This window comes from Amycolatopsis sp. cmx-11-12, from assembly GCF_046269425.1.
GTDB lineage: Bacteria > Actinomycetota > Actinomycetes > Mycobacteriales > Pseudonocardiaceae > Amycolatopsis.
In genome coordinates this window covers 317,795-343,846 of the sequence record NZ_JADNQM010000002.1, presented here as the reverse complement: position 1 = coordinate 343,846, position 26,052 = coordinate 317,795, and the positions used below count along the sequence as shown (strand labels likewise).

At 67.5% G+C, this 26,052-nt stretch carries 24 protein-coding genes; 20 read left to right on the top strand and 4 right to left on the bottom strand.

Translation table 11 applies throughout. The annotated features are described in order from the left end of the window. The first annotated feature begins 30 nt into the window (after positions 1-30). The 19 genes from ACLARN_RS04065 to ACLARN_RS03975 all read left to right on the top strand — a co-directional run bounded on the left by ACLARN_RS04065 (position 31) and on the right by ACLARN_RS03975 (position 21,486). The gene (locus ACLARN_RS04065; RefSeq protein ID WP_409489913.1) at positions 31-1,134 is read left to right on the top strand and encodes a glycosyltransferase family 4 protein; all 1,104 of its coding nucleotides are present in this window, start codon (positions 31-33) and stop codon (positions 1,132-1,134) included. Positions 1,135-1,201: 67 nt separating this feature from the next. After that, complete coding sequence (locus ACLARN_RS04060; RefSeq protein ID WP_409489912.1) at positions 1,202-1,972, top strand: BTAD domain-containing putative transcriptional regulator; 771 nt, start codon at positions 1,202-1,204, stop codon at positions 1,970-1,972. Positions 1,973-2,041: 69 nt separating this feature from the next. Next, the gene (locus ACLARN_RS04055) at positions 2,042-2,731 is read left to right on the top strand and encodes a demethylmenaquinone methyltransferase (protein WP_364039065.1); all 690 of its coding nucleotides are present in this window, start codon (positions 2,042-2,044) and stop codon (positions 2,729-2,731) included. Between the two features lie 10 nt (positions 2,732-2,741). Further along, positions 2,742-4,028: a geranylgeranyl reductase family protein gene (locus ACLARN_RS04050; RefSeq protein ID WP_125788704.1), complete on the top strand. Its 1,287-nt coding sequence runs from the start codon at positions 2,742-2,744 to the stop codon at positions 4,026-4,028. 526 nt (positions 4,029-4,554) lie between these two features. After that, on the top strand, positions 4,555-4,962 hold the full coding sequence (locus tag ACLARN_RS04045) for an NADH-quinone oxidoreductase subunit A (RefSeq protein ID WP_409490016.1): 408 nt from the start codon (positions 4,555-4,557) through the stop codon (positions 4,960-4,962). Between the two features lie 6 nt (positions 4,963-4,968). Next, positions 4,969-5,517, top strand: coding sequence for a NuoB/complex I 20 kDa subunit family protein (locus ACLARN_RS04040; RefSeq protein ID WP_005151847.1), 549 nt, complete (start codon positions 4,969-4,971; stop codon positions 5,515-5,517). Positions 5,518-5,522: 5 nt separating this feature from the next. After that, complete coding sequence (locus tag ACLARN_RS04035; protein WP_409489911.1) at positions 5,523-6,284, top strand: NADH-quinone oxidoreductase subunit C; 762 nt, start codon at positions 5,523-5,525, stop codon at positions 6,282-6,284. After that, positions 6,281-7,612 (top strand): NADH-quinone oxidoreductase subunit D, encoded by a 1,332-nt coding sequence (locus ACLARN_RS04030; RefSeq protein ID WP_409489910.1) that lies wholly within the window; start codon positions 6,281-6,283, stop codon positions 7,610-7,612. Before ACLARN_RS04035 ends, ACLARN_RS04030 begins: the two co-directional genes overlap by 4 nt. Then, positions 7,609-8,481, top strand: coding sequence for an NADH-quinone oxidoreductase subunit NuoE (gene nuoE, locus ACLARN_RS04025; protein WP_409489909.1), 873 nt, complete (start codon positions 7,609-7,611; stop codon positions 8,479-8,481). The genes ACLARN_RS04030 and nuoE overlap by 4 nt, the downstream gene beginning before the upstream one ends. Beyond that, entirely contained in the window at positions 8,481-9,818 is a 1,338-nt protein-coding gene (nuoF, locus tag ACLARN_RS04020) for an NADH-quinone oxidoreductase subunit NuoF (RefSeq protein ID WP_409489908.1), read from the top strand. Before nuoE ends, nuoF begins: the two co-directional genes overlap by 1 nt. Then, entirely contained in the window at positions 9,815-12,298 is a 2,484-nt protein-coding gene (locus tag ACLARN_RS04015; RefSeq protein WP_409489907.1) for an NADH-quinone oxidoreductase subunit G, read from the top strand. The genes nuoF and ACLARN_RS04015 overlap by 4 nt, the downstream gene beginning before the upstream one ends. A 169-nt stretch (positions 12,299-12,467) precedes the next feature. Beyond that, positions 12,468-13,805 carry an NADH-quinone oxidoreductase subunit NuoH gene (nuoH, locus tag ACLARN_RS04010; RefSeq protein WP_409489906.1) on the top strand — a complete coding sequence of 446 codons (1,338 nt, stop codon included), beginning with the start codon at positions 12,468-12,470 and terminating at the stop codon, positions 13,803-13,805. Then, positions 13,792-14,334, top strand: coding sequence for an NADH-quinone oxidoreductase subunit NuoI (gene nuoI, locus ACLARN_RS04005; RefSeq protein WP_409489905.1), 543 nt, complete (start codon positions 13,792-13,794; stop codon positions 14,332-14,334). Before nuoH ends, nuoI begins: the two co-directional genes overlap by 14 nt. Further along, complete coding sequence (locus tag ACLARN_RS04000; protein ID WP_409489904.1) at positions 14,331-15,176, top strand: NADH-quinone oxidoreductase subunit J; 846 nt, start codon at positions 14,331-14,333, stop codon at positions 15,174-15,176. The genes nuoI and ACLARN_RS04000 overlap by 4 nt, the downstream gene beginning before the upstream one ends. Then, positions 15,173-15,472 (top strand): NADH-quinone oxidoreductase subunit NuoK, encoded by a 300-nt coding sequence (nuoK, locus tag ACLARN_RS03995; RefSeq protein WP_076164289.1) that lies wholly within the window; start codon positions 15,173-15,175, stop codon positions 15,470-15,472. The genes ACLARN_RS04000 and nuoK overlap by 4 nt, the downstream gene beginning before the upstream one ends. A gap of 64 nt (positions 15,473-15,536) precedes the next feature. Further along, entirely contained in the window at positions 15,537-17,435 is a 1,899-nt protein-coding gene (nuoL, locus tag ACLARN_RS03990; protein WP_409489903.1) for an NADH-quinone oxidoreductase subunit L, read from the top strand. Then, positions 17,435-18,985, top strand: coding sequence for an NADH-quinone oxidoreductase subunit M (locus ACLARN_RS03985; protein WP_409489902.1), 1,551 nt, complete (start codon positions 17,435-17,437; stop codon positions 18,983-18,985). Before nuoL ends, ACLARN_RS03985 begins: the two co-directional genes overlap by 1 nt. 3 nt (positions 18,986-18,988) lie before the next feature. Beyond that, the gene (gene nuoN, locus ACLARN_RS03980; RefSeq protein ID WP_409489901.1) at positions 18,989-20,554 is read left to right on the top strand and encodes an NADH-quinone oxidoreductase subunit NuoN; all 1,566 of its coding nucleotides are present in this window, start codon (positions 18,989-18,991) and stop codon (positions 20,552-20,554) included. Positions 20,555-20,661: 107 nt separating this feature from the next. Further along, a complete protein-coding gene (locus ACLARN_RS03975) occupies positions 20,662-21,486 on the top strand; it encodes a helix-turn-helix domain-containing protein (protein ID WP_409489900.1) in 825 nt (274 codons plus the stop codon). Here the strand turns inward: ACLARN_RS03975 and ACLARN_RS03970 are convergent. From ACLARN_RS03970 to ACLARN_RS03955, 4 genes are read right to left on the bottom strand one after another with little or no spacing between them, the layout of a single operon-like run. Then, positions 21,463-22,215, bottom strand: a complete 753-nt coding sequence (locus tag ACLARN_RS03970) for an ESX secretion-associated protein EspG (RefSeq protein WP_409489899.1) — start codon at positions 22,213-22,215, stop codon at positions 21,463-21,465. The two genes, ACLARN_RS03975 and ACLARN_RS03970, sit on opposite strands and share 24 nt — an antisense overlap. 27 nt (positions 22,216-22,242) lie before the next feature. Then, positions 22,243-23,538, bottom strand: a complete 1,296-nt coding sequence (locus ACLARN_RS03965) for a hypothetical protein (RefSeq protein WP_409489898.1) — start codon at positions 23,536-23,538, stop codon at positions 22,243-22,245. Next, on the bottom strand, positions 23,538-24,161 hold the full coding sequence (locus ACLARN_RS03960) for a DUF3558 domain-containing protein (RefSeq protein WP_409489897.1): 624 nt from the start codon (positions 24,159-24,161) through the stop codon (positions 23,538-23,540). The genes ACLARN_RS03965 and ACLARN_RS03960 overlap by 1 nt, the downstream gene beginning before the upstream one ends. Continuing rightward, complete coding sequence (locus tag ACLARN_RS03955) at positions 24,161-24,583, bottom strand: hypothetical protein (protein ID WP_409489896.1); 423 nt, start codon at positions 24,581-24,583, stop codon at positions 24,161-24,163. Before ACLARN_RS03955 ends, ACLARN_RS03960 begins: the two co-directional genes overlap by 1 nt. A 446-nt stretch (positions 24,584-25,029) precedes the next feature. Here ACLARN_RS03955 and ACLARN_RS03950 point away from each other — a divergent pair, with 446 nt between their 5' ends. Then, the gene (locus ACLARN_RS03950) at positions 25,030-26,028 is read left to right on the top strand and encodes a hypothetical protein (RefSeq protein ID WP_409489895.1); all 999 of its coding nucleotides are present in this window, start codon (positions 25,030-25,032) and stop codon (positions 26,026-26,028) included. The last annotated feature ends 24 nt before the right edge of the window (positions 26,029-26,052 follow it).

The following is a 26,052-nucleotide window of genomic DNA, read 5'->3' as shown; positions in this document are numbered from 1 at the left end:
GGGAAAGGACCGGGCACAAGGCGGGCTCGAATGCATATAGTGCAGCTGGCCAACTTCTACGGGCCACGTTCGGGCGGGTTACGGACGGCGCTGCACCATCTCGGCGCGGGCTATGTGACGAGCGGCCATCAGGTGACCCTCGTGGTACCAGGGCGACGCTACGCGGACGAGACGCTGCCTTCGGGAGTCCGTCGGTTTTCCCTTCCAACACCCCAGATTCCCGGTACGGGCGGCTATCGCGCGGTCGACCCGCACCGGGTGCGCGCGGTGCTGAAACGGCTGGAACCGGACAGGCTGGAAGTGTCCGACAGGCTCACGCTGCGCGGCATGGGCGTGTGGGCGCGGCGCAACGGCGTGCCCAGCATGGTGATCTCGCACGAGCGGCTCGACAGGCTGCTGGAGCAGTTCCTGATGCCGGAGCCCGTCGCTCGGTGCGTCGCGGACGTCGCGAACCGGCGGATGGCGCAGCGCTACGACACCGTCGTCTGCACGACGGCGTTCGCCCGCGCGGAATTCGACCGGATCGCCGCGCCGAACGTGCGGCGCGTCCCGCTCGGCGTCGACCTCACGACGTTCGCCCCGGCCCGGCGCGACGACGGCTGGCGGCACACGTTGTCCGGCGACGCGGACGCGCTGATCGTCCACTGTGGACGTCTCTCGCCGGAGAAGCACGTCGAGCGCAGTGTGGACACCGTCGCCGAGCTGACCGAGGCAGGGCACCGCGTGCGGCTCGTGATCGCGGGCGACGGGCCCCGGCGGCGGGCGCTGGAACGGCGGGCGCGCGGGCTGCCGGTGACCTTCCTCGGCTTCCTCTCCGGACGCGGCGACGTCGCGCGCCTGCTGGCCAGCGCCGATGTCTCCCTCGCGCCCGGTCCACACGAGACGTTCGGGCTGGCCGCGCTGGAGGCACTCGCTTCGGGGACGCCGGTGGTGGTCTCGGCGTCGTCGGCGCTGCGGGAGATCGTGCGGCCCGGATGCGGCGAGGCCGTCGACGATCACGCCCCGGCGTTCGCGGGCGCTGTCACCGAGCTTTTGAAGAGACCAGAGATCACCCGGCGCGCGGCGGCACGGGCCCGCGCGGAGGAATTCGCGTGGCCACGGTCGGTTCAGGGGATGCTCTCCGCCCTCGCCTGATCTTTTGTATCCAATTTGTACAACCGGCCTTCATCGTCCCCTCAGCCATCGAGCGAGAGGACGGCACGTGAGGTTCGAAGTACTGGGCACGTTCAGCATCTCTTCCGGTTCGCGGTCGGTCCCCTTGCGGGGCCGGATGAGAAGAACGCTCCTCGGGGTGCTGCTGGTCCGGGCGAACACCTTCGTGCCGGTGGACGTGCTCACCGAGGCGCTGTGGGAGAGCCGGTGGGAGCCGCGGGCGGTGCCGAAGCTGCACTGGCACGTCCACAAGCTGCGGCAGGCCCTGCCCGAGGGCGACCGGCTCGGGTTCGACCACGGCGGCTACCGGCTCGCGGTCCATCCCGGCGAACTCGACGTCGAGACCTTCGAGACGCTGGGAAGCCAGGCGCTGAAATCCGCCGACCCCGCGCAGCGCGCCTCGCTGATCCGGCAGGCCCTCGGCCATTGGCAGGGCGCGCCTTACGACGGCTTGGACGTCCCGCTGCTTTCGGACGAGACGATGCGCCTCTCGGAGCACCGCCTGGTCCTGCTCGAAGAGCTCTACCAGGCCGAACTGAACCTCGGACGGCACGCGAGCGCGGCCGTCGAGCTGGCGGATCTGGTGCGGCGGCATCCGTTGCGGCAGCGTGCCCAGTACCTCCTGATGGACGCTCTCTGGCGAGCCGGGCGCACCTCCGACGCCCTGTCCGCGTACCGGCGTGCGCGTCGGGTCTCGGTCGATCAGCTCGGCCTCGAACCGGGGCCGGAACTGCGGTTGCTGGAGCGGCGGATCCTCGCCGGTGGGGTCGCGGGGGCCGGTGCGCATCGTGCCCCGGCGTTGCTCGACCGGACCAGGTGAACCTACGGGGCGTCGCTTTGCTCCCGCTTGGCCGACGTGTCTCAGAACCTCGGGGTTAGGGTTCGAGGCATGTCCCGAGCGAGTCTTGACAAGGATCCGCACGAAGTCGCCGCAATGTTCGACGACGTCGCGGACGGCTACGACCGCGCGAATTCGTTCATGACCTTCGGCTTCGACCGCCGCTGGCGCACCACCACCGCGCGGGTGCTGGACGCCAAACGCGGCGAGAAGGTGCTGGACCTCGCGGCGGGCACCGGCGTGTCCACCGTCGAGTACGCGCGCAACGGGGCCTGGTGCCTGGCCGCGGACTTCTCGGTCGGCATGCTCAAGGCGGGTAAGCACCGCGGCGTCCCGATGGTCGCCGCCGACGCGTTGAAGCTGCCGTTCGCCGACGACAGCTTCGACGCGGTGACCATCTCGCTCGCGCTGCGGAACTTCGTCGACACCAAGGCCGCGCTCACCGAGATCGCGCGCGTGGTCAAACCGGGCGGCCGTCTCGTGATCTGCGAGGTGTCGACGCCCACATTCCCGCCGATCCGGTTCCTGCACCGGAAGTTCATCGCGAAGCTGCTCACCTGGGTCGGCAGCCGGACCTCGTCGAACCCCGAGGCCTACTCCTACCTGGCCGAATCCATGCTGGCGTGGCCGGACCAGCGGACGCTGGGCGAGATCATCGCGAGCGCCGGCTGGACCGAGGTGGAGTGGCTGAACCTCACGTTCGGCGTCGTCGCCATCCACCGCGCGAAGAAGCCCGCATAAACTCGCGGACATGACCCGTCGCAACGCAGATCACGACGCCGAAGTCATCGTCGTCGGTGCCGGACCGGCCGGCTCCACCGCCGCCACGTACCTCGCCCGTGCGGGCGTCGACGTGCTGCTGCTGGAGAAGACCGAGTTCCCGCGCGAGAAGGTGTGCGGCGACGGCCTGACCCCGCGTGGCGTCAAGCAGCTGATCGATCTCGGCATCGACACGAGCGAGGACGCGGGCTGGGTGCACAGCCGCGGCCTGCGGATCCTCACCGGCGAGCTGACGCTCGAACTCGACTGGCCGGATCTGACCAGCTACCCGCCGTACGGCGTTTCGCGTACTCGTCAGGACTTCGACGACCTGCTCGCGAAGACCGCGGTCAAAGCGGGCGCGCGGCTCTACGAACGCACGACCGTCACCGGCGCGATCACCAGCCCGACCGGCCGCGTGATCGGCGTCGAGGCGAAGGTCGGCCCGGAGAAGACGCCGGTGAGCTACCGCGCTCCGCTGGTCCTGGCCTGCGACGGCGTCTCCGCGCGGCTCGCGCTGAGCGTCGGCATCCAGAAGAACGAAAAGCGCCCGATGGGCGTCGCCGTCCGGCAGTACTACAAGAGCCCGCGCCACGACGACCCGTTCATCGAGGGCCACCTGGAGCTGTGGGACCGCTCGGACCCGCGCGACCCGAAACTGCTGCCCGGCTACGGCTGGGCGTTCCCGCTCGGCGACGGCACGGTGAACGTCGGCCTCGGCATGCTGTCGACGTCGGCCGCGTTCCGCAGCACCGACTACCGCGCGCTGCTGCGCCAGTGGCTCGACGGGACGCCCGAGGAATGGGGCTACCGCGAGGAGAACGCCATCGGCAAGGTCGGCGGCGCCGGTCTCCCGATGGGCTTCAACCGCACGCCGCACTACCGCGACGGCCTGCTGCTGCTCGGCGACGCGGGCGGCATGGTCAGCCCGTTCAACGGTGAGGGCATCTCGGCCGCGATGGAGTCCGCGCAGCTGGCGTCGGAGTTCGTCGTGCAGGCCTTGGCGCGGCGCGAAGGACCGTCGCGCGAGCGGGCGCTGGAGGGATATCCGCGCGCGGTCGGTGAACTGATGGGCGGCTACTACCGGCTCGGCAACGTGTTCGCGAAGCTGATCGGGAAGCCGAAGGTCATGCACGCCGCGACGAAGTACGGGCTGCGGATCAACTCGATCCTTCCGCTGGTCTACAAGGGACTCTCGGGCTGCTACGACGCCAAGGGCGGGGACGGCGTGGACCGCCTCATCGCCGCGCTGGCCCGCGCCACTCCCACCCCACGCTGACGCTCGGAACTCGCGTGAAGGCCCCCTTCCCTCGGCTCAGCCGCGTGAAGGGGGCCTTCACGCGCTTGGGAACCGGCCGCAAGTAGTCCTCTGGTTGCGGGGGTTCGCGACACGTCTGGACCAATCCCGAGCACTCCGGGCAGTGGTATCGGTCACAGGACAGAACCGGTCAAAACCCGCATCGGAGTCGATCTTGGGGGCGACGCCGCAGGTCACCGGTACCGCACGTCGGAAGTAACCGTGCTGGCCGTGCGGTCAAGTTAGGGCAGCCTTATAGCACGGGGCCTAGGGACAAGAATGTGAGTCACGTCCTACACTCCCCCCATGCTTTGTGAATCGCTTCACATCCTCGACGGGAGGCTTGTGAACTATTTCACAAGCAAGGGGGCCGTCATGCACGGCCCGTAAGGGTTGCCTAACCCTCGGCGGTGTGACCCAGGTGACTTAGGGTGCCGACCGAGGGAAGCGGTGAACCCCGACTCGAAAACCGCAGCGGCGCGGAAAGGATGGCGAAAACCCCGTGCTGATGTTGCCCGTGCTGACCCAGGCCGGTACCCCTTCGGTGCCCAACCTGGACATGTACCTCCCCCTGGTCCTCCTGTTCGTCCTCGCTCTCGGCTTCGCGGTGCTCTCGGTGCTGCTCGGCCCGCTGGTCGGCCCGAGCCGTCCCAACAGGGCGAAGACCGCGGCCTACGAATGCGGTATCGAACCGTCGCCGCAGCCGGTCGTCGGTGGCGGCCGGATGCCGGTCGCGTACTACATCACCGCGATGCTGTTCATCCTGTTCGACATCGAGATGGTCTTCCTCTACCCGTTCGCGGTCTCCGCGGACGCGCTGGGCATGTTCGGCCTGGTGGAGATCGTGCTGTTCATCGCGACGGTCGGTTTCGCGTACGCCTACGTGTGGCGTCGCGGCGGCCTGGATTGGAACTAGAGAAGCATGGGCCTCGAAGAAAAACTCCCCAACGGCATCCTTCTCGCGAGTCTTGAAGGCCTGGTCAACTGGGCGCGCAAGAACTCGATGTGGCCTGCCACCTTCGGTCTCGCCTGCTGCGCGATCGAGATGATGACCGTCGGCGGTTCCCGGTACGACATCGCCCGCTTCGGCATGGAGCGCTTCAGCGCGACGCCGCGCCAGGCGGATCTGATGATCGTCGCCGGCCGCGTCACGCAGAAGATGGCGCCGGTGCTCCGCCAGATCTACGACCAGATGGCCGAGCCCAAGTGGGTGCTGGCGATGGGCGTCTGCGCCTCGTCCGGCGGGATGTTCAACAACTACGCCGTGGTGCAGGGCGTCGACCACATCGTCCCGGTCGACATGTACCTCCCCGGCTGCCCGCCGCGCCCCGAGATGCTGCTCGACGCGATCCTGAAACTGCACGCCAAGATCCAGGACGAGCCGATCAACGCCCGCCGCGCCGCGATCCGCGCCGCCAGTGGTGAGCGCACCGAGCTGATCGCCTCCTCGATCAAGTACGCGAAGAAGTGAGCGACGTGCCCGACGACAACGCAGAAACCCCGGAGACCGGCGGCGAGCAGTCCAGCGCCGACCGGCCCGAAGGCGGCTTGGAGCCGCAGGGCGTCCGCCCGGCCGAACCGGTCGTCACCGGTAAAGAGCGCCAGGGCATGTTCGGTGTGCACGGCACCGGTGACACCTCCGGCTACGGCGGCGTCCGTCTCCCCGCGTACAACCCGCCCCCGGCGGAGCGTCCGTACGGCGGCTGGTTCGACGAGTTCGCCGACGAGTTCTACGCGGCCTTGGCGGATAACAAGGTTCCGGCGAGCGCGGTCCTGCAGACCACGGTCGACCGTGGTGAGATCACCTTCTACGTCGCCCGCGAGCACCTCGTCGAGATCGCGCGGACCCTGCGCGACGACACCGGTCTCCGGTTCGAGCTGCTCAGCTCGGTGTCCGGGGTGGACTACGGCGTCGACGTCCCGCAGCGGCTGCACTCGGTCTACCACTTCACATCGATGACCTACCGGCGCCGCATCCGGTTGGAAGTCACTCTCGACATCGAGGACCCGCACGTCCCGTCGCTGGTCGGGCTCTACCCGACCGCCGACTGGCAGGAGCGGGAGACCTGGGACATGTTCGGCATCGTCTACGACGGTCACCCGGCCCTGACCCGCATCCTCATGCCGGACGACTGGGACGGCCACCCCCAGCGCAAGGACTACCCGCTCGGCGGGATCCCGGTCGAATACAAGGGCGCGGAGATCCCGCCGCCGGACCAGCGGAGGTCGTACTCGTGAGCATTCACGACGAAGCAACCGAAGTTCCCGAAGCCGATTCCCGCGACACCACCGAAGGCCGTGTCTACAGCGTTTCCGGTGGTGACTGGGAAGACGTCATCGAGGACTCCCGCCACGACGAGCGCATGGTCATCAACATGGGCCCGCAGCACCCGTCGACGCACGGCGTGCTCCGGCTCGTGCTGGAGATGGAGGGCGAGACCGTCACCCAGCTCCGCTCGGTCATCGGCTACCTGCACACCGGGATCGAGAAGAACTGCGAGTACCGCACGTGGACCCAGGGCGTCACCTTCGTGACGCGCATGGACTACCTCGCGCCGCTCTCCACCGAACTCGCGTACTGCCTCGGCGTCGAGAAGCTGCTCGGCATCCAGGCCCCGCGCCGCGCCGAACTGCTGCGCGTGATGCTGCTGGAGATCAACCGCATCGGCTCGCACCTGGTCTACATCGCCACCGGCGGGATGGAACTGGGCGCCACCACCGCGATGACGCTCGGCTTCCGTGAGCGCGAAGAGGTCCTGCACCTGCTGGAGCACCTCACCGGTCTCCGGATGAACCACGCGTTCATCCGCCCCGGCGGCCTCGCGCAGGACATGCCGGACGACTACCAAGAGGTCGTCAGCGCGTTCGTCAAGACGATGGACGAGCGGCTTCCCTTGTACGACAAGCTCTTCACCGGTCAGCCGATCTGGCGCAACCGGCTCAAGGGCGTCGGCTACCTGCCGGTGGACGCCTGCCTCGCGCTCGGCGTCACCGGCCCGGTGCTGCGCAGCGCCGGTCTCCCGTGGGACCTGCGCAAGACCGAGCCGTACTCCCGCTACGACGAGTTCGAGTTCGACATCCCGACCTCGACCGACGCGGACTGCTGGGCGCGGTACCTGATCCGCGTCGAGGAGATGCACCAGAGCCTGCGGATCATCAAGCAGTGCCTGAAGAAGCTCGAGCCGGGCCCGGTCATGGTCGAGGACAAGAAGGTCGCCTGGCCCGCGCAGCTTTCGCTCGGCAGCGACGGCTTGGGCAACTCGCTGGAGCACGTCCGCAAGATCATGGGCCAGTCGATGGAATCGCTGATCCACCACTTCAAGCTGGTCACCGAGGGCTTCAAGGTCCCGGCGGGCCAGTCCTACACGACGGTGGAATCGCCCCGCGGTGAACTCGGCGTGCACCTCGTGTCCGACGGCGGCACCAGGCCGCTGCGAGTCCACGTGCGCGAACCGAGTTTCGTGAACCTGCAGTCGATGCCCGCGATGGCCGAAGGCGGCCTGGTGGCGGACGTCATCGCCGCCATCGCCTCGATCGACCCCGTCATGGGGGGAGTGGACCGTTGAGCACCCAGCCCGGAACGACACCGACACCCGAGCCCGGCACCAGTTTCGCCGAGCAGACCCACATCGCCGCCGGTGGTGACGTCGACGTGATCGCGATCGCGCCGGATCCCGCCGAGGCGGAAGGGGTCCTGGAGAACGCGAAGCTCGAAGACATCTTCGACGCCGACACCTACGCCAGGGCGCAGAACCTGATCTCGCGTTACCCGCAGTCTCGCTCCGCGCTGCTGCCGCTGCTGCACCTCGTGCAGTCGGTGCAGGGTTACGTGAGCCAGGAGGGCATCGCTTTCTGCGCCGCGCAGCTGGACCTGTCCGACGCCGAGGTCAGCGCGGTCGCGACGTTCTACACCATGTACAAGCGCCGCCCGTGCGGCGAGCACCTGGTGAGCGTCTGCACCAACACGCTGTGCGCGGCCATGGGCGGCGACGCGATCTACAAGAAGCTCCAGACGCACCTCGGTTCCGAGGAGAAGCCGCTGGGGCACAACGAGACCGCGGGCACGCCGAACGAGCAGGGCTCGATCACCCTCGAACACGCCGAATGCCTCGCGGCCTGTGACCTCGCCCCGGTCATCCAGGTCAACTACGAGTACTTCGACAACCAGACCGAGGACAAGGCCGTCGCGCTGGTCGACGCGTTGCAGGCGGGCAAGAAGCCCGCCCCGACGCGCGGCGCGCCGCTGACCAGCTTCAAGGGCGCCGAACTGCAGCTCGCCGGGTTCTTCCCGGAGGACGCGCAGCAGTACCGCACGGACGTCGACGGTCCTTCGCAGGCCGTCGAAACCCTGCGGGGAGCGCAGGTCGCGCAGGAGCGCGGCTGGACCGCGCCCGCCATGAAGGACGTAGCGCTCCCTGAAGTGGAGAAGAAGTAATGGCCGATCCCATCACTCCGGTCCTCACGAAGCGCTGGCTTTCGCCCAACTCCTGGACGATCCAGTCCTACGAAGCCCTCGAGGGCTACACCGCGATCCGCAAGGCGCTCAAGGGCACTCCCGAGCAGATCGTCCAGCTGGTCAAGGACTCCGGCCTCCGCGGCCGTGGCGGCGCGGGCTTCCCGGCAGGCATCAAGTGGTCCTTCATGCCGCCGAACAAGGGGGGTGGGTCCGGAGGACAGGGGGGCGGGTTCAAAACCGACAAGCCGCACTACCTCGTCATCAACGCCGACGAGGGTGAGCCGGGCACCTGCAAGGACATCCCGCTGATGATGGCGGACCCGCATTCGCTCATCGAGGGCTGCATCATCGCCTCGTACGCGATGCGTTCGCACCACTGCTTCATCTACGTCCGCGGCGAGGCGCTGCACTGCATCCGCCGTCTCAACGCGGCCGTGCGCGAGGCCTACGAAGCGGGCTACCTCGGCCCGAACATCCTCGACTCCGGATTCGGCCTCGACATCACCGTGCACGCGGGCGCTGGGGCGTACATCTGCGGCGAGGAGACTGCGCTGCTGGACTCGCTGGAAGGCCGTCGTGGCCAGCCGCGGCTCAAGCCGCCGTTCCCGGCCGCCGCGGGTCTCTACGCCGCGCCGACCACGGTGAACAACGTCGAGACCATCGCCAGCGCGCCGTACATCATCAACGGCGGGTCCGACTGGTTCCGCCAGATGGGCCGCGAGAAGTCGCCCGGCCCGAAGATCTACTCGATCTCCGGCCACGTCGAGAAACCCGGCCAGTACGAATGTCCGCTCGGCACCACGCTGCGCGAGCTGCTGGACATGGCGGGCGGCATGAAGGACGGCGTCCCGCTGAAGTTCTGGACGCCGGGTGGTTCGTCCACGCCGATGTTCACCAAGGAACACCTCGATGTTCCGCTGGACTTCGAGGGCGCGGCGGAAGCCGGGTCGATGCTGGGCACGACGGCCGTGCAGGTCTTCAACGAGACCGTTTCCGTGCCGTGGGCCGTGATGAAGTGGACGCAGTTCTACGAGCACGAGTCCTGCGGCAAGTGCACGCCGTGCCGCGAGGGCACGTACTGGCTGGCGCAGATCCTGGAGCGCATGGTCGAGGGCAAGGGCACCGAAGAGGACATCGACACCCTCCTCGACGTCTGCGACAACATCCTCGGCCGGTCGTTCTGCGCCCTCGGTGACGGCGCGGTCTCGCCGATCCAGAGCGGGATCAAGTACTTCCGGGATGAATTCCTGGCACTCTGTGAATTAAACAATGGTCGAGCAAACAAGCGCGAACTTTTGGTGGGGGCGCAGGCATGACGATCGCACCCGACAAGCCCGAAACGTCCACAGAGGACATTCCGGTACCCGAAGGCCACGTCAAGCTGGTCATCGACGGTGAAACGGTCATCGCGCCCAAGGGCGAGCTGCTGATCCGCACCGCCGAACGGCTCGGCACGGTCATCCCGCGCTTCTGCGACCACCCGCTGCTCGACCCGGCTGGTGCCTGCCGCCAGTGCCTGGTCGAGGTCGAAATGGGTGGTCGTCCGATGCCGAAGCCGCAGGCCTCGTGCACCATGACGGTCGCCGACGGCATGGTCGTGAAGACCCAGCTGACCTCGGCCGTCGCGGACAAGGCCCAGCAGGGTGTGATGGAGCTGCTGCTCATCAACCACCCGCTGGACTGCCCGATCTGCGACAAGGGCGGCGAATGCCCGTTGCAGAACCAGGCGCTGGAGCACGGCCGCGCGGAATCCCGTTTCGTCGACACGAAGCGGACGTTCCCGAAGCCGCTGCCGATCTCCTCGCAGGTACTGCTGGACCGCGAGCGTTGCGTGCTCTGCCAGCGCTGCACCCGGTTCTCCCGCGAGATCGCCGGCGATCCGTTCATCGAGCTGCTCGAACGCGGCGCCCACCAGCAGATCGGCACCGCCGAGACCGCCGACGTGCTGGACCTGGCTTCCCGGACCACTTCCGGCCAGCCGTTCCAGTCGTATTTCTCCGGCAACGTCATCCAGATCTGCCCGGTCGGCGCGCTGACGTCGGCCGCGTACCGGTTCCGTTCGCGGCCGTTCGACCTGGTGTCCTCGCCGAGCGTGTGCGAGCACTGCTCGTCGGGCTGCGCCGAGCGGACCGACTTCCGCCGCGGCAAGGTCATGCGGAAGCTCGCGGGCGACGACCCCGAGGTCAACGAGGAGTGGCTCTGCGACAAGGGCCGGTTCGCCTTCCGCTACGCCACCGCCAACGACCGCATTCGCCGTCCGCTGGTCCGCAACGCCGACGGTGTCCTGGAAGAGGCTTCCTGGACCGACGCGCTGCGCGCGGCCGCGGCAGGACTGGCCGAGGCGCGTGACGGCAAGGGCGCCGCGGTGCTGACCGGCGGCCGCCTGACCGTCGAGGACGCCTACGCGTACTCGAAGTTCGCGCGGATCGCCTTGGGCACCAACGACATCGACTTCCGCGCCCGCCCGCATTCGGCCGAGGAACTCAGCTTCCTCGCGTCGCACGTGGTCGGGACGACGCCGGAAAGCGGCGTCACCTTCGGCGAGATCGAGCGGGCACGCACGGTGCTGTGCGTCGCGTTCGAGCCGGAGGACGAAGCGCCGATCGTGTTCCTGCGGCTCCGCAAGGCGGCCCGCAAGAACCGCACTCGCGTCGTCCACTTAGGACAGTGGACCACCTCGTCGGTTCGCAAGACCTTCGGTGAGCTGCTGGCCTGCGCACCGGGCTCCGAAGCCGCGGCGATCGACGGCATCGCGCAGCACGCGCAGGACGTCGACGCCGCACTGACGGCTGAAGGTTCAGTGATCCTCGTCGGCGAACGTGCCGCCGAGGTCCCCGGTCTCTTCTCGGCCCTGCACCGGCTGGTGGAGCGCACTGGCGCCCGGCTCGCGTGGATCCCGCGTCGCGCGGGTGAGCGCGGTGCCCTGGCGGCGGGTGCGGCGCCGACACTGCTGCCTGGTGGTCGCTCGGTCGCCGATGCCGCAGCTCGCGCCGAGGTCGAAAAGGCTTGGGGCGTCACACTTCCCGCCACTGAGGGCCGCGACACCACCGCGATCCTCAAGGCGGCTTCCGGGAACGACCTCGACGGCCTGCTCGTCGGCGGCGTCGACCCGGACGACCTGCCGGACCCGGATCTGGCCCGCCGCGCGCTCGAGAACGCGAAGTTCGTGGTGAGCCTGGAACTGCGGCACAGCGCGGTCACCGAGCACGCGAACGTCGTCCTCCCGATCGCCCCGGCGGTCGAGAAGGCGGGCAGCTACCTGAACTGGGAAGGCCGTCGCCGCGAGTTCACCGTCACCCTCGAAGGCACCGGCGCCCTGCCGGACTGCCGGGTGCTCGACACCCTCGCCGTCGAGATGGACGCGGACATCTTCACCCAGACCCCGGCCGCCACTGCCGCCGATCTGGCGAAGCTGCCGAGCGTTATAAACGGTCCGTTCATTACAGATTCTGTTATGAACGGTCCGTTCATAACACGCCCCGAGCCCACCAACGGCCAGGTCCTCCTCGCCACCTGGCGCCAGCTGATCGACAACGGTGCGCTGCAGGACGACGAGCCGCACCTCAAGGGCACGCAGCGCGAGGTCGTCGCCAAGCTCTCGGCCAAGACCGCCGAAGGACTGGGCGGCACCGTGAAGGTCTCCACCGAACGCGGCTCCATCACGTTGCCGATCGAGGTCGCCGACCTGCCGGACGGCGTCGTGTGGCTCCCGGGCAACTCCGACGGCTCAGCCGTCCGCGCTTCCCTGAGCGCGGGACACGGCTCGGTCGTCACCCTCACCGGGACGGAGGCGTGAGTTCGATGTTGCTCAGCTGCGGCGACCAAGCACGACGCCGCGCCCTGGCCGAAGGCCCCGCTATCGCGGCGGCAGGGCGCCACGACTCAGCAGCTGTGCTGGGATCGCCGAATCGCGCCCTGGCGACGCGATCGCGGTCGCGCGGCTTCGAAGAATGCCGAGGTGAGAAGTGACTCCGTTGCTCAGCCAGATGCCGGACGCCGCCGAGCGGGCGGCGCTGCTGGCGGACGACCCGTTGTGGCTGATCCTGATCAAGACGGTCGTCATCCTGCTGATCGGCCCGATCCTGACGATCTTCCTGATCGTCTGGGAGCGCAAGGCCGTCGGCCGGATGCAGAACCGTCCCGGCCCCAACCGGGTCGGGCCAGGCGGTTACCTGCAGTCACTGGCGGACGCGATCAAGCTGCCGTTCAAGGAACAGATCATCCCGGACACTGCCGACCGCAAGGTGTACTTCCTCGCGCCGGTGATCTCCGCGGTGCCGGCGCTGATCGCGCTGGCGGCGATTCCGTTCGGCCCGGTGGTCTCGATCTTCGGTGAGCGGACCACGCTCCAGCTGGTCGACCTTCCGGTCGGCGTGCTGGTGATCCTCGCTTGCTCCTCGATCGGTGTGTACGGCCTCGTGCTGGCCGGCTGGTCGTCCGGCTCGCCGTACCCGCTGCTCGGTGGACTGCGAAGCGCGGCTCAGGTGATCTCCTACGAGATCGCGATGGGTCTGTCCATTGTGGGCGTCATCCTCTACGCGGGCTCGATGTCGACGTCGCAGATCGTCGAATCGCAGCAGACCGGCTGGTACTTCTACCTGCTGCTGCCGAGTTTCGTGATCTACCTGATCTCCATGGTCGGTGAGACCAACCGCGCCCCGTTCGACCTCCCCGAGGCCGAATCCGAGCTGGTCGGCGGTTTCCACACCGAGTACAGCTCGATGAAGTTCGCGATGTTCTTCCTCGCCGAGTACGTCAACATGGTGATCGTTTCGGCGTTCGCGACGACGTTGTTCCTCGGTGGCTGGAAGTTCCCGTTCGTCGGCGCCGAGCACGCGCTCAACCAGGGCTGGCTCCCGCTGCTGTGGTTCACCGCGAAGCTGTTCATCCTGCTGTTCGGCTTCATCTGGCTGCGCGGCACGCTGCCGCGGCTGCGGTACGACCAGTTCATGCGGCTGGGCTGGAAGGTCCTGGTGCCGGTCAACCTGGTCTGGATCGTGGTGATCGTCTCGGTCCGCGCTATCAAGAACTCGGGCGGGCTCTCCACCCCGCAGATCCTCATCGGCGGCGGCGCGCTCATTCTCGTCGTCGTCATCCTGAGCCTGCTGTTGCCGGACAAGAAGGTCCCGGACGACGACTACGTCCCGGTGACCGGTGGCGGGTTCCCGGTGCCGCCGCTCGATCTTCAGGTTCCGGATCAGACTCCGCGTCAGAAGGCCGTCGCGAAGGCCGAAGCCCGGGCTGCCAAGCGCAAGCCCGCGGCGGTTTCCAGTGGAAGGGAGGCCGGCGATGGGGATGTTTGATCCCATCAAGGGTTTCGGTGTCACCTTCGGGATGATGTTCAAGAAGGTCGCCACCGAGGAGTACCCGGAGGCGGGCGCCCCCGCGGCTCCGCGCTACCACGGCAGGCATCAGCTCAACCGGCATCCGGACGGGCTGGAGAAGTGCGTCGGCTGCGAGCTGTGCGCGTGGGCCTGCCCGGCGGACGCGATCTTCGTCGAAGGCGGCGACAACACCGAAGAGGCACGGTTCTCGCCAGGTGAGCGCTACGGCGCCGACTACCAGATCAACTACCTGCGCTGCATCGGCTGCGGGTTGTGCGTCGAGGCCTGCCCGACCCGGTCACTGACGATGATCAACTTCTACGAGCTGGCCGACGACGACCGGCAGCGGCTGATCTACACCAAGGAAGACCTCCTCGCGCCGCTGCTGCCCGGTATGGAGCAGCCGCCGCACCCGATGCGGCTCGGTGAGAACGAGCAGGACTACTACGTCAACGGCCCCGAACTCGCGCGCCCCAAGCCCGCCGAGAACACGGAGGCCGTCCAGTGATCACGGCTTTTCTCGCGCAGACCGACGTTTCGGCCGGGATCACCACCGGCGAGACCATCGCGTTCTGGGTGCTCGGTCCGCTCGCGCTGCTCGGTGGGCTCGGGATGATCTTCTCCCGCAACGCCGTGCACTCGGCGCTGTGGCTGGTCCTCACGATGCTGTGCCTCGGCGCGCTGTACATGATCCAGCAGGCGCCGTTCCTCGGCTTCACGCAGATCATCGTCTACACCGGCGCGATCATGATGCTGTTCCTGTTCGTGCTGATGATGGTCGGCAGGGAGAGTTCCGACTCGGTCGTCGAAGTCCTGCGCGGGCAGCGGGTCATGGCGACCCTGCTCGGCATCGGCGTTGGCGGGCTGCTCGCGGCGGGTCTCGCCCGCTCGCTGGCCAACGTCACCCCGGCGCTGCCGCTCGACCCGGCGAACCTCGACGGCGGCGGCCCCGGCGGCCTGGGACGGCTCATCTTCACGAAGTACCTGTTCCCGTTCGAGCTCACCTCGGCGCTGCTGATCACCGCCGCGCTCGGCGCGATGGTGCTCGCCTTCACCGACCGCCACGCCAAGGGCGGCAAGAAGTCGCAGAAGGAACTCGTCGTCGACCGGTTCACCGGCAAGCACGACCGGCCTTCGCCGCTGCCCGGCCCGGGTGTCTTCGCGACCGCCAACTCGATCGCCACCCCGGCGCTGCTGCCGGACGGCTCGATCGCGCCGGAGTCGCTCTCGGACATCATCGAGTCCACTTCGGCCTCGCGGCTGGAAGACGAGCGCAAGCAGGTCGCTGGCAAAGAAGATGGCCCGGACGCCCACGCGCTCGTAGGTAAGAAAGAAGGGGACGAGGAATGACCCCGACGTACTACCTGCTCCTGTCCGCGCTGCTGTTCACCATCGGCGCGGTCGGGGTGCTGGTGCGCCGCAACGCGATCGTCGTGTTCATGTGCATCGAGCTGATGCTGAACGCGGCGAACCTGTCCCTGGTCACGTTCGCCCGGATCAACGGGACGCTCGACGGCCAGGTGATGGCGTTCTTCGTGATGGTCGTCGCCGCCGCGGAGGTCGTGGTGGGGCTGGCGATCATCATGGCGATCTTCCGCACCCGGCGCTCGGCCTCGGTCGACGACACCAACCTGCTGAAGTACTAGTGCCACCTCATCCCCGCCGCCCACCCTTGACGGACGCGCTCCGCGCGACTGATTGGAACCGAGAGTGACCGCATCATCGTGGCTGCTGGTGGCTTTTCCCGCCCTCGGCGCCCTTGTTCTTCTGCTGGCCGGTAAACGCGCCCGCCCTTGGGGACACCTCCTCGGCAGTGCGACCGTCTCACTGTCCTTTGTGTACGGCCTGATCCTCTTCTTCACGGCCGACACGAAGAACATCGCGGACGTCAAGCTGTTCTCGTGGATCCCGGTTTCGGCGCTGCAGGTCGACTTCGGGCTCCGGATCGACGCGCTGTCGCTGACGTTCGTGCTGCTGATCACCGGCGTCGGCATGCTGATCCACTTCTACTCGATCGGCTACATGGCCGAGGACCGCGACAGGTCGAGGTTTTTCGCGTACCTCAACCTGTTCGTCGCCTCGATGTTGATCCTGGTGCTGGGCAACAGCTTCTTGACGCTGTACCTCGGCTGGGAAGGTGTCGGTCTTGCCTCGTACCTGCTCATCGGCTGGTACCAGGACCGTCCGTCCGCGGCCTCCGCGGCGAAGAAGGCGTTCCTGATGAACCGCGTCGGTGACGTCGGGCTCGCGCTGGCGATCTTCCTGATGTTCAAGTACGTCGGGAGCACCGGCTACGCCGAGGTCTTCGGCGCGATCGACAAGATCCCGACCGGTGCGATCACCGCCATCGCGATCCTCCTGCTGCTGGGTGCCTGCGGTAAATCCGGCCAGTTCCCGTTGCAGGCCTGGCTTCCGGACGCGATGGAGGGCCCGACCCCGGTCTCGGCCCTCATCCACGCGGCGACCATGGTCACCGCCGGCGTCTACCTGGTCGCCCGCGCGCACGAGATCTTCAACGCCACCCAGGACGGCAGGCTGATCGTCACCCTCGTCGGCACGGTCACGCTGCTGATCGGGTGCATCATCGGTTGCGCGTACGACGACATCAAGAAGGTCCTGGCGTACTCCACGGTCAGCCAGATCGGCTACATGATGCTCGCCGTCGGCCTCGGGCCGATCGCGTACGCACTCGGCATCATGCACCTGGTGGCGCACGGTTTCTTCAAGGCGGGGCTGTTCCTCGGTGCCGGTTCGGTCATGCACGCCATGAACGACGAGGTCGACATGCGGAAGTACGGCGGGCTGCGCAAGCACATGCCGGTCACCTTCTGGACCTTCGCGCTCGGGTACCTCGCCCTGATCGGCATCCCGCCGCTGTCCGGCTTCTTCACCAAGGACGCGATCATCGAAGCGGCGCTGAGCCAGGGCGGCTGGCGCGGCTGGGTGATGGGCGGCGCGGCCCTGCTCGGCGCCGGGCTCACCGCGTTCTACATGACGCGCCTGATGGTGATGACCTTCTTCGGCAAGGAACGCTGGAAGGAGATCAAGTCCAGCGACGGCCGCGACTTCCACCCGCACGAGTCCCCCGCGGTGATGAAGTGGCCGATGATCATCCTGGCCGTGGGTTCGATCGGTGCGGGCGCGTTCTTCGCACTCGGCGACCGATTCGCCGAATGGCTCTCGCCGGTGGTCGGTCCGCTCGAAGAGGGTGGCCACAGTGTCATCCCGCACCTGCTGGTCCCGTTCCTCACCGTGGCGCTGTCCGTAGTCGGCGTCGTCGCCGCGTGGCTCTTCGTCGGCCGTAAGGACGTTCCGGTGGAACGGCCCGAGCGGGTCTCTGTCGTGGTCAAGGCCGCGCGCAACGACCTCTACGGCAACACCTTGAACGAGACGCTGGTCGCCCGTCCGGGCACCTGGCTCGCCCGCGCGCTGGTCTACGTGGACAACCGCGGGGTCGACGGCGCGGTCAACGGCCTCGCCGCCGCACTCGGTGGCGGATCCGGGCGCCTGCGCCGCCTTCAGACCGGCTTCGTCCGCTCGTACGCACTGTCCATGCTGGGCGGCACATTCCTGCTTCTGGCGGCACTCCTGCTGGTGAGGTTCTCCTGATGACTTGGCTCCTGGCAACCATCCTGGTGCCGCTGGTAGGTGCAGCGGTCGTCGCGGGGATGAAGAAGAACGACAGGCTGGCGACGCTCACCGCGCTCGTGGTGTCCCTCCTGACCTTCCTGCTGGTGATCCCGCTGTGGGCGAGTTATTCGCCGTCGGGGGACCGGATCCAGCAGAAGTCCTCGATGGACTGGATCCCGAACTTCGGCATCCACATCTCGTTCGGCATCGACGGCATCGCGCTGGTGATGATCGCGGTCATCGGCCTGCTGGTGCCGATCGTGGTCGGCGCGCTGGGCCTGACCGACAAGCTCCCGGCCGGGCGCTCGGCTGGCGGGTTCCTTTCGCTGATCCTGGTGCAGGAGGCGCTGACCATCGCGGTGTTCGCCGCGACCGACGTCTTCCTGTTCTACGTGCTGTTCGAGATCATGCTGATCCCGATGTACTTCCTGATCGGCGGCTACGGCGGCGCGAACCGGCAGTACGCGGCGGTCAAGTTCTTCCTGTACTCGTTCCTCGGCGGCCTGATCATGCTGGCCTCGGCCATCGGGGCGTACTCGCTGGCGTCGGACAAGCTGGGCAAGGGCACCTTCGACTGGGAAACGCTCGTCACGGTCGTCCGCGACGCCCCGCTGGGTACGCAGATCTGGCTGTTCATCGGGTTCTTCCTCGCCTTCGCGATCAAGGCCCCTTTGGTGCCGTTCCACACCTGGCTGCCGGACGCCGCGGGCCAAGCGCCCATCGGCGTCGCCGTGCTGCTGGTCGGTGTGCTGGACAAGGTCGGCACGTTCGGGTTCCTGCGCTACTGCCTCCCGATGTTCCCCGACGCCAGCAAGGAACTCGCGCCGTGGGTACTGGTGCTCGCCGTCGCGGGTGTCCTTTATGGATCGATCCTCGCCGCCGGGCAGCACGACATGAAGCGGTTCATCGCCTACGTGTCGATCGCCCACTTCGGTTTCATCGCGCTGGGCATCTTCACCTTCAACGAGCAGGCGATGGTCGGCTCGGTGTCGTACATGCTCAACCACAGCCTCGCCACCGGGATGCTGATCGTGGTGGTCGGCCTGATCGTGATGCGCGGCGGGTCCACCAAGATCTCCGACTACGGCGGCATGGCGAAGGTGACCCCGCTGCTCGGCGGGATGCTGCTCATCGCCGGTCTGTCCACTTTGTCCCTGCCCGGCACGAACTCCTTCATCAGCGAGTTCCTGGTGCTGATGGGGTCCTTTGTGGACTACCCGGTGTACACGATCATCGCGACGGTCGGCATGGTGCTGGCCGCGGCGTACGTGCTCTGGCTCTACCAGCGCGTCATGCAGGGCCCCGTCCGCGGTGACGCCCTGATCGGCGCCGGCGGAGGCCCCGGCACGGCGATCGCGCCCGAACTCGGGGCGACCAAAGCCATCAAGGACCTCGGCGGCAGGGAGATCGCGATCCTGGCGCCGATGGTCGTGCTGATCATCGCGCTCGGGTTCTATCCCAAGCCGGTGCTCGACACGATCACCCCGTCGGTGCAGGCGACCATGTCGTCCGTGCAGGGAGGCAAGTAAACCGTGCACTTCTTGACTCAGGCGCCACCGGTGACGGTGCCGTCGATCGACTACTTCGCCGTCACGCCGATCCTGATCATCCTCGGGGCCGCGTGCGTCAGCGTGCTGTTCGAAGCCTTCCTGCCCAAGCACATGCGGTGGCCTTCGCAGGTCTTCCTGTCGGTGCTGGGGATCGCGGCGGCCGGTGTGTTCCTCGTCTGGTACGCCAGTTCGTCCGCGCCGAAGAGCGGCATCACGACCTTCAGTGGCGCGATCGCCGTCGACCGGCCGTCGCTGTTCCTGTGGGGCACGCTGCTCGCGCTCGCACTGGGCGCGGTGCTGCTGATCGCGGACCGCTCGGTGGAACCGGGTGGCGCGTTCGTCGCGCAGGCAGGCATCCGGCCCGGCACCTTGCAGGACCGGGCGCAGGTCGGCACCACCGGCATGCAGACCGAGGTCTTCCCGCTGACGCTGTTCGCGCTCGGCGGCATGATGTCGTTCGTCGCGGCCAACGACCTGTTGACCATGTTCATCGCCCTTGAGGTGCTGAGCCTGCCGCTGTACCTGATGTGCGGTCTCGCGCGGCGGCGTCGCCTGCTCTCGCAGGAATCCGCGGTCAAGTACTTCCTGCTCGGCGCGTTCTCGTCAGCGTTCTTCCTCTACGGTCTCGCGCTGCTCTACGGCTACGCGAACTCCGTGAAGCTGTCGGACATCGCCAACGCCGCCGCCGGTTCGGACCGGTCGGACACGCTGCTGTTCGCCGGTCTCGGGTTGCTCGCGGTCGGCCTGCTGTTCAAGGGTTCGGTCGGCCCGTTCCACACCTGGACCCCGGACGCCTACCAGGGCGCGCCGACCCCGGTCACCGCGTTCATGGGCGCCTGCACCAAGGTCGCCGCGTTCGGCGGGATCCTGCGGGTGTTCTCGGTGGCGTTCGAATCGACCAGCTGGGAATGGCGTGGCGTGCTCTGGGGCGTCGCGATCATCTCGATGCTGATCGGCGCGGTGCTGGGGCTCACGCAGACCGACGTGAAGCGCATGATCGCCTACTCGTCCATCGCGCACGCCGGGTTCCTGCTCGTGGGTGCGATCGCGATGACCGAGGAAGGCCTGTCGAGCACGCTGTTCTACCTGCTGGCCTACGGCTTCACCACGCTCGCCGCGTTCGGTGTCGTCTCGCTGGTGCGGGACTCGAACGGCGAAGCGACGCATCTGTCCGCGTGGGCGGGGCTGGCGAAACGGTCTCCGGTGCTGGCCGCGGTGTTCACCTTCCTGCTGCTCGCACTGGCCGGTATCCCGCTCACCAGTGGGTTCGTCGGCAAGTTCGTGGTGTTCTCGGCGGCCCTGTCCGACGGGATGGCACCGCTGGTGGTCATCGCCCTGATCTTCAGCGCCGTCGCCGCGTTCTTCTACCTGCGGGTGATCGTGCTGATGTACTTCTCCGAGCCGTCACCCGACGGTCCGACCGTCACCGTGCCCGGCGCGTTCACCACGACGGCGATCACGCTCGGCGTCCTCGTCACGCTGGTGCTCGGACTGATCCCGGCGTTCGCCCTCGACTGGGCGGCCTCCGGCGGCTTCGCCCTCAAGTAGTTCTTCTGACACGAGAAGGCCCCCTCACCGCCGTGAGGGGGCCTTTTCGTGGCGTTCGCCCGTCTCGGGGGCTGACTTGCCGATGCGCACCGGGGATCTTGCTCGCGATGCCGAGACCGAAACCCACCCCGCGGACGCGGGCCCTAGCCGAAGGACTCCGAGTCGCGCGGAGAGCGGGCAGACTGGCGATGACCGAAGTGGCCGACAAACTGGACTGGTCGCAGTCGACGATCAGCCGGATCGAAACCGACGTGCGATCGGCGTCGGCCGAAGAAGCGTCGGCACTGCTCGCGGTCTATGGGGTCACTGGAGAATCGCGGGACGTGCTGCTCTCGCTGTCGCGCGACGCCGACCAGCCGCACTGGCTGGAGACTCGCGACGCCGGGGTGTCCTGTCAGCTGAAAACCCTTGCCCAGTACGAACTCGGCGCCACCCGAATCGTCGAGTCCTGCACCGCGGTGCTGCCCGTCCTGGTGCAGACACCTTCGTATGCCAGAGCCGCGCTGGTCGCGACGGGCGTTGCTGCAGGCGAAATCGAAGCGCGGTTGGAACTGGCGCGGGAACGGCAGAAGGTGCTGGGGCACAAGAAGTTCGTCGCCTATCTCGATGAAGGGGCGCTGCGCCGCCAGATCGGCGGACGTCGGGTGATGGCGAATCAGCTTCGGTATCTCGTCTCGATGGCCGGACGCCCCACCATCGAACTGCGGGTGATCCCCTTCTCGGCCGGTGGCCGTCCCGGCGCCCATGTCCTGCTGGAATTCGGCGACGCCCGGCCGGTGGTGTACCTGGAGCAGCGGCGATCAGGGTTGTTCCTGCATCGGCCCGATGACGTCGATCCCTATTTTCAGTCCACGGTGGACGCGGTGGCACTGGATCCCGTGCGGTCGATGCGCCTGATCGAGTCCTGCCTAATGGTCGAGGCTCGCCCTTAGTGCGGCGACTTTTTGGGCCAGTAGCGTAGGTTCGCCGGGCAGGACGGTGATGTACCGGTTCCGGGGCGAACCGGCCACGTGCATGGCCACCCGTCCGGCCTCGAGGTCCAGGTACGTCAGGCCGTCGGTGGCTTCGACACGCTTTCCGCCGACGGGACGCTTGGCCGCGGCGAAGAACCCGACGCCGAAATACGGCTGCTCGAAGACCTCGTCCAAGCGCCGCGCCTCCCGGCTGCGTGACTCGGGTTCGTCGTAGAGGTCGCTCCCGGCGCCGAGCTTGAAGTCGTCCTGTGGCAAGGAAAAGGGGGAGAACCGCGCCGGCGGGTACTCAGGAAGGTTCAGCACGAGCGCCGCCGCGCGGTCGGCGGTCCGCACGGTTTTCAGCCACACCCGGTCGCCCTCACAGATCGCGGTCACCGCCGCCCGCCCGCGCACGGCGACGAGCGCGCTGTACTGCTCCGTTTCCGTCCGCACGGTCGCGTAGTACTCGGTGTTCGGCCGGTCCAGTATGTGCAGGACGTCCTCGAAGTCGCTGGTCAACCGCTTGCCCTCGGTGAACCCGAGCCCGCCGAGCTCCTCGAACGCCGCCCTGGCCTCGCCGTTCCGCGACGACGGCGGGATGTAGCGCAGGCCGCCTGCGAAGATCAGATGCGGATCTCCACAGCCCGCGTGACGGAACGCGGTCAGCAAGGTGTCGAGCGTGATCTCGACCGGGCGCGCGAGCACCACGTGTCACCCTCCCCTGGGACTGTGGTGCTAGTTCTTCTTTTCGCCGATCACCGGCGGCATCGGCTTTTCGGTGTCACCACCGAAGGTCTCGTCGGGGTCCGGGTTCTGGAGGTACGCCGGAGCCTTCTTCTCCTTGTCGTCCTCGCCCTTCCCCCGGGCCGCACCGGGAGCCATCGGCATCCCGTTCGCCCCGCCCCGGCCAGCAGCTCCGGCCGCTCCCGCGGTGCCCCGGCCGCCGACGCCCTCACCCGGCATCCCGGCGCCGCTACGACCGCCCATGCCGGGCTGCCCTGGACCGCCTGGCACGCCCGGGACAGCGCCTCGGTAGCCGCCGCCCGGACCTCCCGGTGACTTGCCGCCGGTTCCGGTTCCCGGGCCGCTGGTTCCGGAGCCGCCCGTTCCCGGACCGAACGGGCCGTACCCGGGCGGGAAGGTGCCTGGCGAGTTGTACGTGGTGGGCGGCCTGCCGTTCGGCCCGAAGTCGAGGTTCGCCGCCGGTGGCACGATCGGAGTGGACTGGGGCGGCGTGTACGAGTTCGCGCGAGTTCCGTCGTCGGGCTGCTGCGTGCCCGGGTGCGACTGGCCCGGCGGAGGCTGAATCGGCTGAGGGCCTTGCCCGGGCTGCGGGCCGCTGTGCACGGGACTGCCCTGATCCGGACCACTCTGGCCAGGCCCTGGCCCGCCTGATGTGCCGGGTCCACTCGTCCCGCGATACGGCTCGCCGATGCCGGGCCCGCGTCCGTCGTCGCCGAACCCCTTCGCCGACGGCCTCCCGGAGCTGCCGTCGTCCAGCGTCACGGAACCGCCGGGGTCGGTGAGCTGCGCGTACTGGGCGGGCAGCTCGTCACCGTTGGAGGTGCTGGCCGAGTGGTAGGTCGCGAAGGTGTCGATGTTGTGCTGGCTGTCGGCCTGGTAGCCCTTGACCTTGTCGAAGTAGCCGACGGGCTTGCCCTCCATCAGGTCGATCGCGTCCTGAGCGGTGGGCTGGGGCTGCTCCGGCGGCACCGGCTTGACCGAGTTCTTCGCCGACCCGAACGCGCCCATCTGCGCGGTGATGGCGCTCTGGGCGCGGGCCAAGTGCATGGCGTCGTCCATGGAAGCCTCGACGAGCGGCTTCGTCGCGTCCACGGCCGCGCTGCTCGCTCCGCCTTGCCAACCTGCGGCTGTCTTCTGGCTGAGCGTCGTGATCCGCTGCATGCGGTCTTGATGCCGTTTGGCCAGGTTGTAGGCGCCTTGCTGGGCGTCGGAGAGCGAGTCGGTGCCGTTGCCGCCGGTGACCTGTTCGTAGATCTGGGCGGCGGTGAGCGGTTCTTCGGCGACCATCAGTTGCCCCCTCGGACGGTGGTCAAGACCCGGATCGCTGCCTCACGGGCGGCGTCGCAGGGGTCCTTCTTGCCGATATTGGCCTCGGCTTGCTCTGCGACAATTCCGATGGTTTCGGTGTCACTGGCCCCGAGCGCTACTGAGCACTTCCCCGAGGGACGTTCGTCTTTTGTGCCATAGGCGGTCAGGGGATACCCGTCCACCGGTACGAGCGGTTCGACCAGTTTGTACGCCCCACCCTTGGCCTTGTAGACGCTTGCTGTACCTCCGTCGGGAGACCTGCCGAAGATCACGTCTACCAAGGGGCGGGAGGTGGACGGAATAGACCACATGCAGGAGGGACCGGCTGCGCCGTCTGTGCTCTCCTTGGGGGCCGCACCTGGCCCGAGGAGTTCTCCAACCTGTGTTTCGGTGAGGGCATTGCAGGGCGTCTGCTTGATCTGGGTCAAGTTAAGGGGACTGGCGACCTTGGGGACATGGGGACCAGGCACTTGGCCAGTCGAAGCTGAAGAGCTCGGACTCGCTCCGCCGCTCGTGGGCGTCGGAGTGCCATTGGTGGTCGGGGGCGAGCATGCGGAGAGTGCAAGCGTGGCGGCGCCGACGAGAAGGATGGAGCGTCGCATCAGAAGATGCCCTTCGGCTGTTGATTGACGACTGAGGTGGCATGTTCTTCCGCGGTGGCGTACTTGCCGAGCGCGGTCACGTACTTGTCCGCCATGCTCTCGCAATAGGCGATGCGCCGGTTCAGGGCGTCCGAGAGGGCTGTGCCTGACTCCTGGGTGACGTTCGCGTTGTTCAAGCTCGCGTATTCCTTGCCTGGGGGCTTCGCCTTGGCCAGATACTCCGCCTGGTTCAGGTCGACCTTGTACTCCTTGGCCAGGTCACGCCACTCCTTCACCAGTTCGTGAAGGGTCGCCTCGTCAAACTTGAACCCCGCCCCTTCGGCAACAGGCTTCCCGTAGGCCCCACCGGACGGCCTGATGCCGATGGTGTCATCCCAGCGCACCCCAGGGTCATAAGTCGGCGATCCCTCAGGCACGGCCATGCACCCCTGCCGCCTCGAATCGTTCCCCGCTGAATGGGCGAACCCGCCCCGAAGTCACCGTCGTCATGTGCCCCTCCCGTGGCTACAAGGTGCGTTATCCCCGATGCACCGTGCGTAATCCGACGCCGGGAAGATTACCAGGGTTCCGGAGGCGGGGAACCCATCCGCATAAAGTTCCGTTCCCTCCTGAATAGAGTTCCGGACGACGGTGACTATCCGTGAAAATCGATCGTATGAATGACCCCGAATGACGGGGTCCGCGCTGGTGAGTGGCGGCTGACCTGCGCATACTCTGCGTAATGAAGTTTCGAAGAGTGATTCTCGGCGCAGTACTTGTCGGGTTGCTGGCGGCGTGTACGGATTCCGTGGTCACGACCCCGCCGCGACCACAGTTTCCGAAATGGCAGCCGATACAACCGCGACCCGCTGATCGCGATGAACGGGCGGTGGATGCCGCACTGGCCACGGTCGACTTCTGTTCCCTGATCGATCTGGCCGTCTACGCGCTACGTCAGCCGCTCGACGCCGCGCCGGCGACTCTGCGGCCGGAGGTAAAAGACGGCAGGAAGTATTGCTCGCTCGTCCGTAATGACTACGAGGTGCTCTACGTCCACGACATGGATCCGCGTCACGCGTCACTCCGGAACGACGGAGCCGTGGTCGACCTGGGCGGCGTGAAGGCCTACCAGCTCGAAACCCGTCGTGAGGGCAGAGTTGATGGCTGCGCGATCACGGTTCCGCTCAGTTTCCAGCGCGCGGTCAAGTTCGAGATCGGCCTCGGAAGCCGGAGCAAAGACTGCGAACTCCTCCGCGACTTCGCCACCGCCGGTGCGGCGAAGCTTCCTCGCGACCTGGTCTATCCGCTGGACGGCCAGGACAACGCCCGGGTCGGGGCCTGCGCGAACTGGGTCTCCAACAGCAAAGGCGAGAACTGCGATCCAGCCGTAGGCGCCCAAGTGCCAATGGGCGCCGAGCTGATCCTCGCCGCCGGGGCAGCGGATCCGAACGTCGAATGCGCGGTGTTCCGCGACGCGGTCAAGAAGACCTTCGGGCCGGACTTCGAGCCGATCGCCACGCCGAGCTCCTGCTACTTCGTCGAGCCACTGCATCGGCTTCAGATCGAGGCTGGGGCCACCGCGAACGGCGGAGCGCCGGGGGAGTGGCTCGCGGATCCGAGCAGGACCTTCAAAGACCACCAGCAGACCTCGTTCAGCGGAAACCCGGGAGTCGCGTTCCGCTCGAAGGACGACCGTAAGTTCTCCCTGTACGTCTCACCGCTGGGGAATCTCGACGCGCGCGGACATGTCCGGCTGACGATCTCGCCCGAACAGGAGCGGGGCATCGACGACTGGGATCGTTCGAAGGTGGTCTCGGCTGTGGACGTCGCGCGGGTACGGGCTGTGATGGAACTGGCGATGGCGACCCACTTTCGGACGGCCAGGTGACGTCCGCGCCGTCGTAAGCTTCCT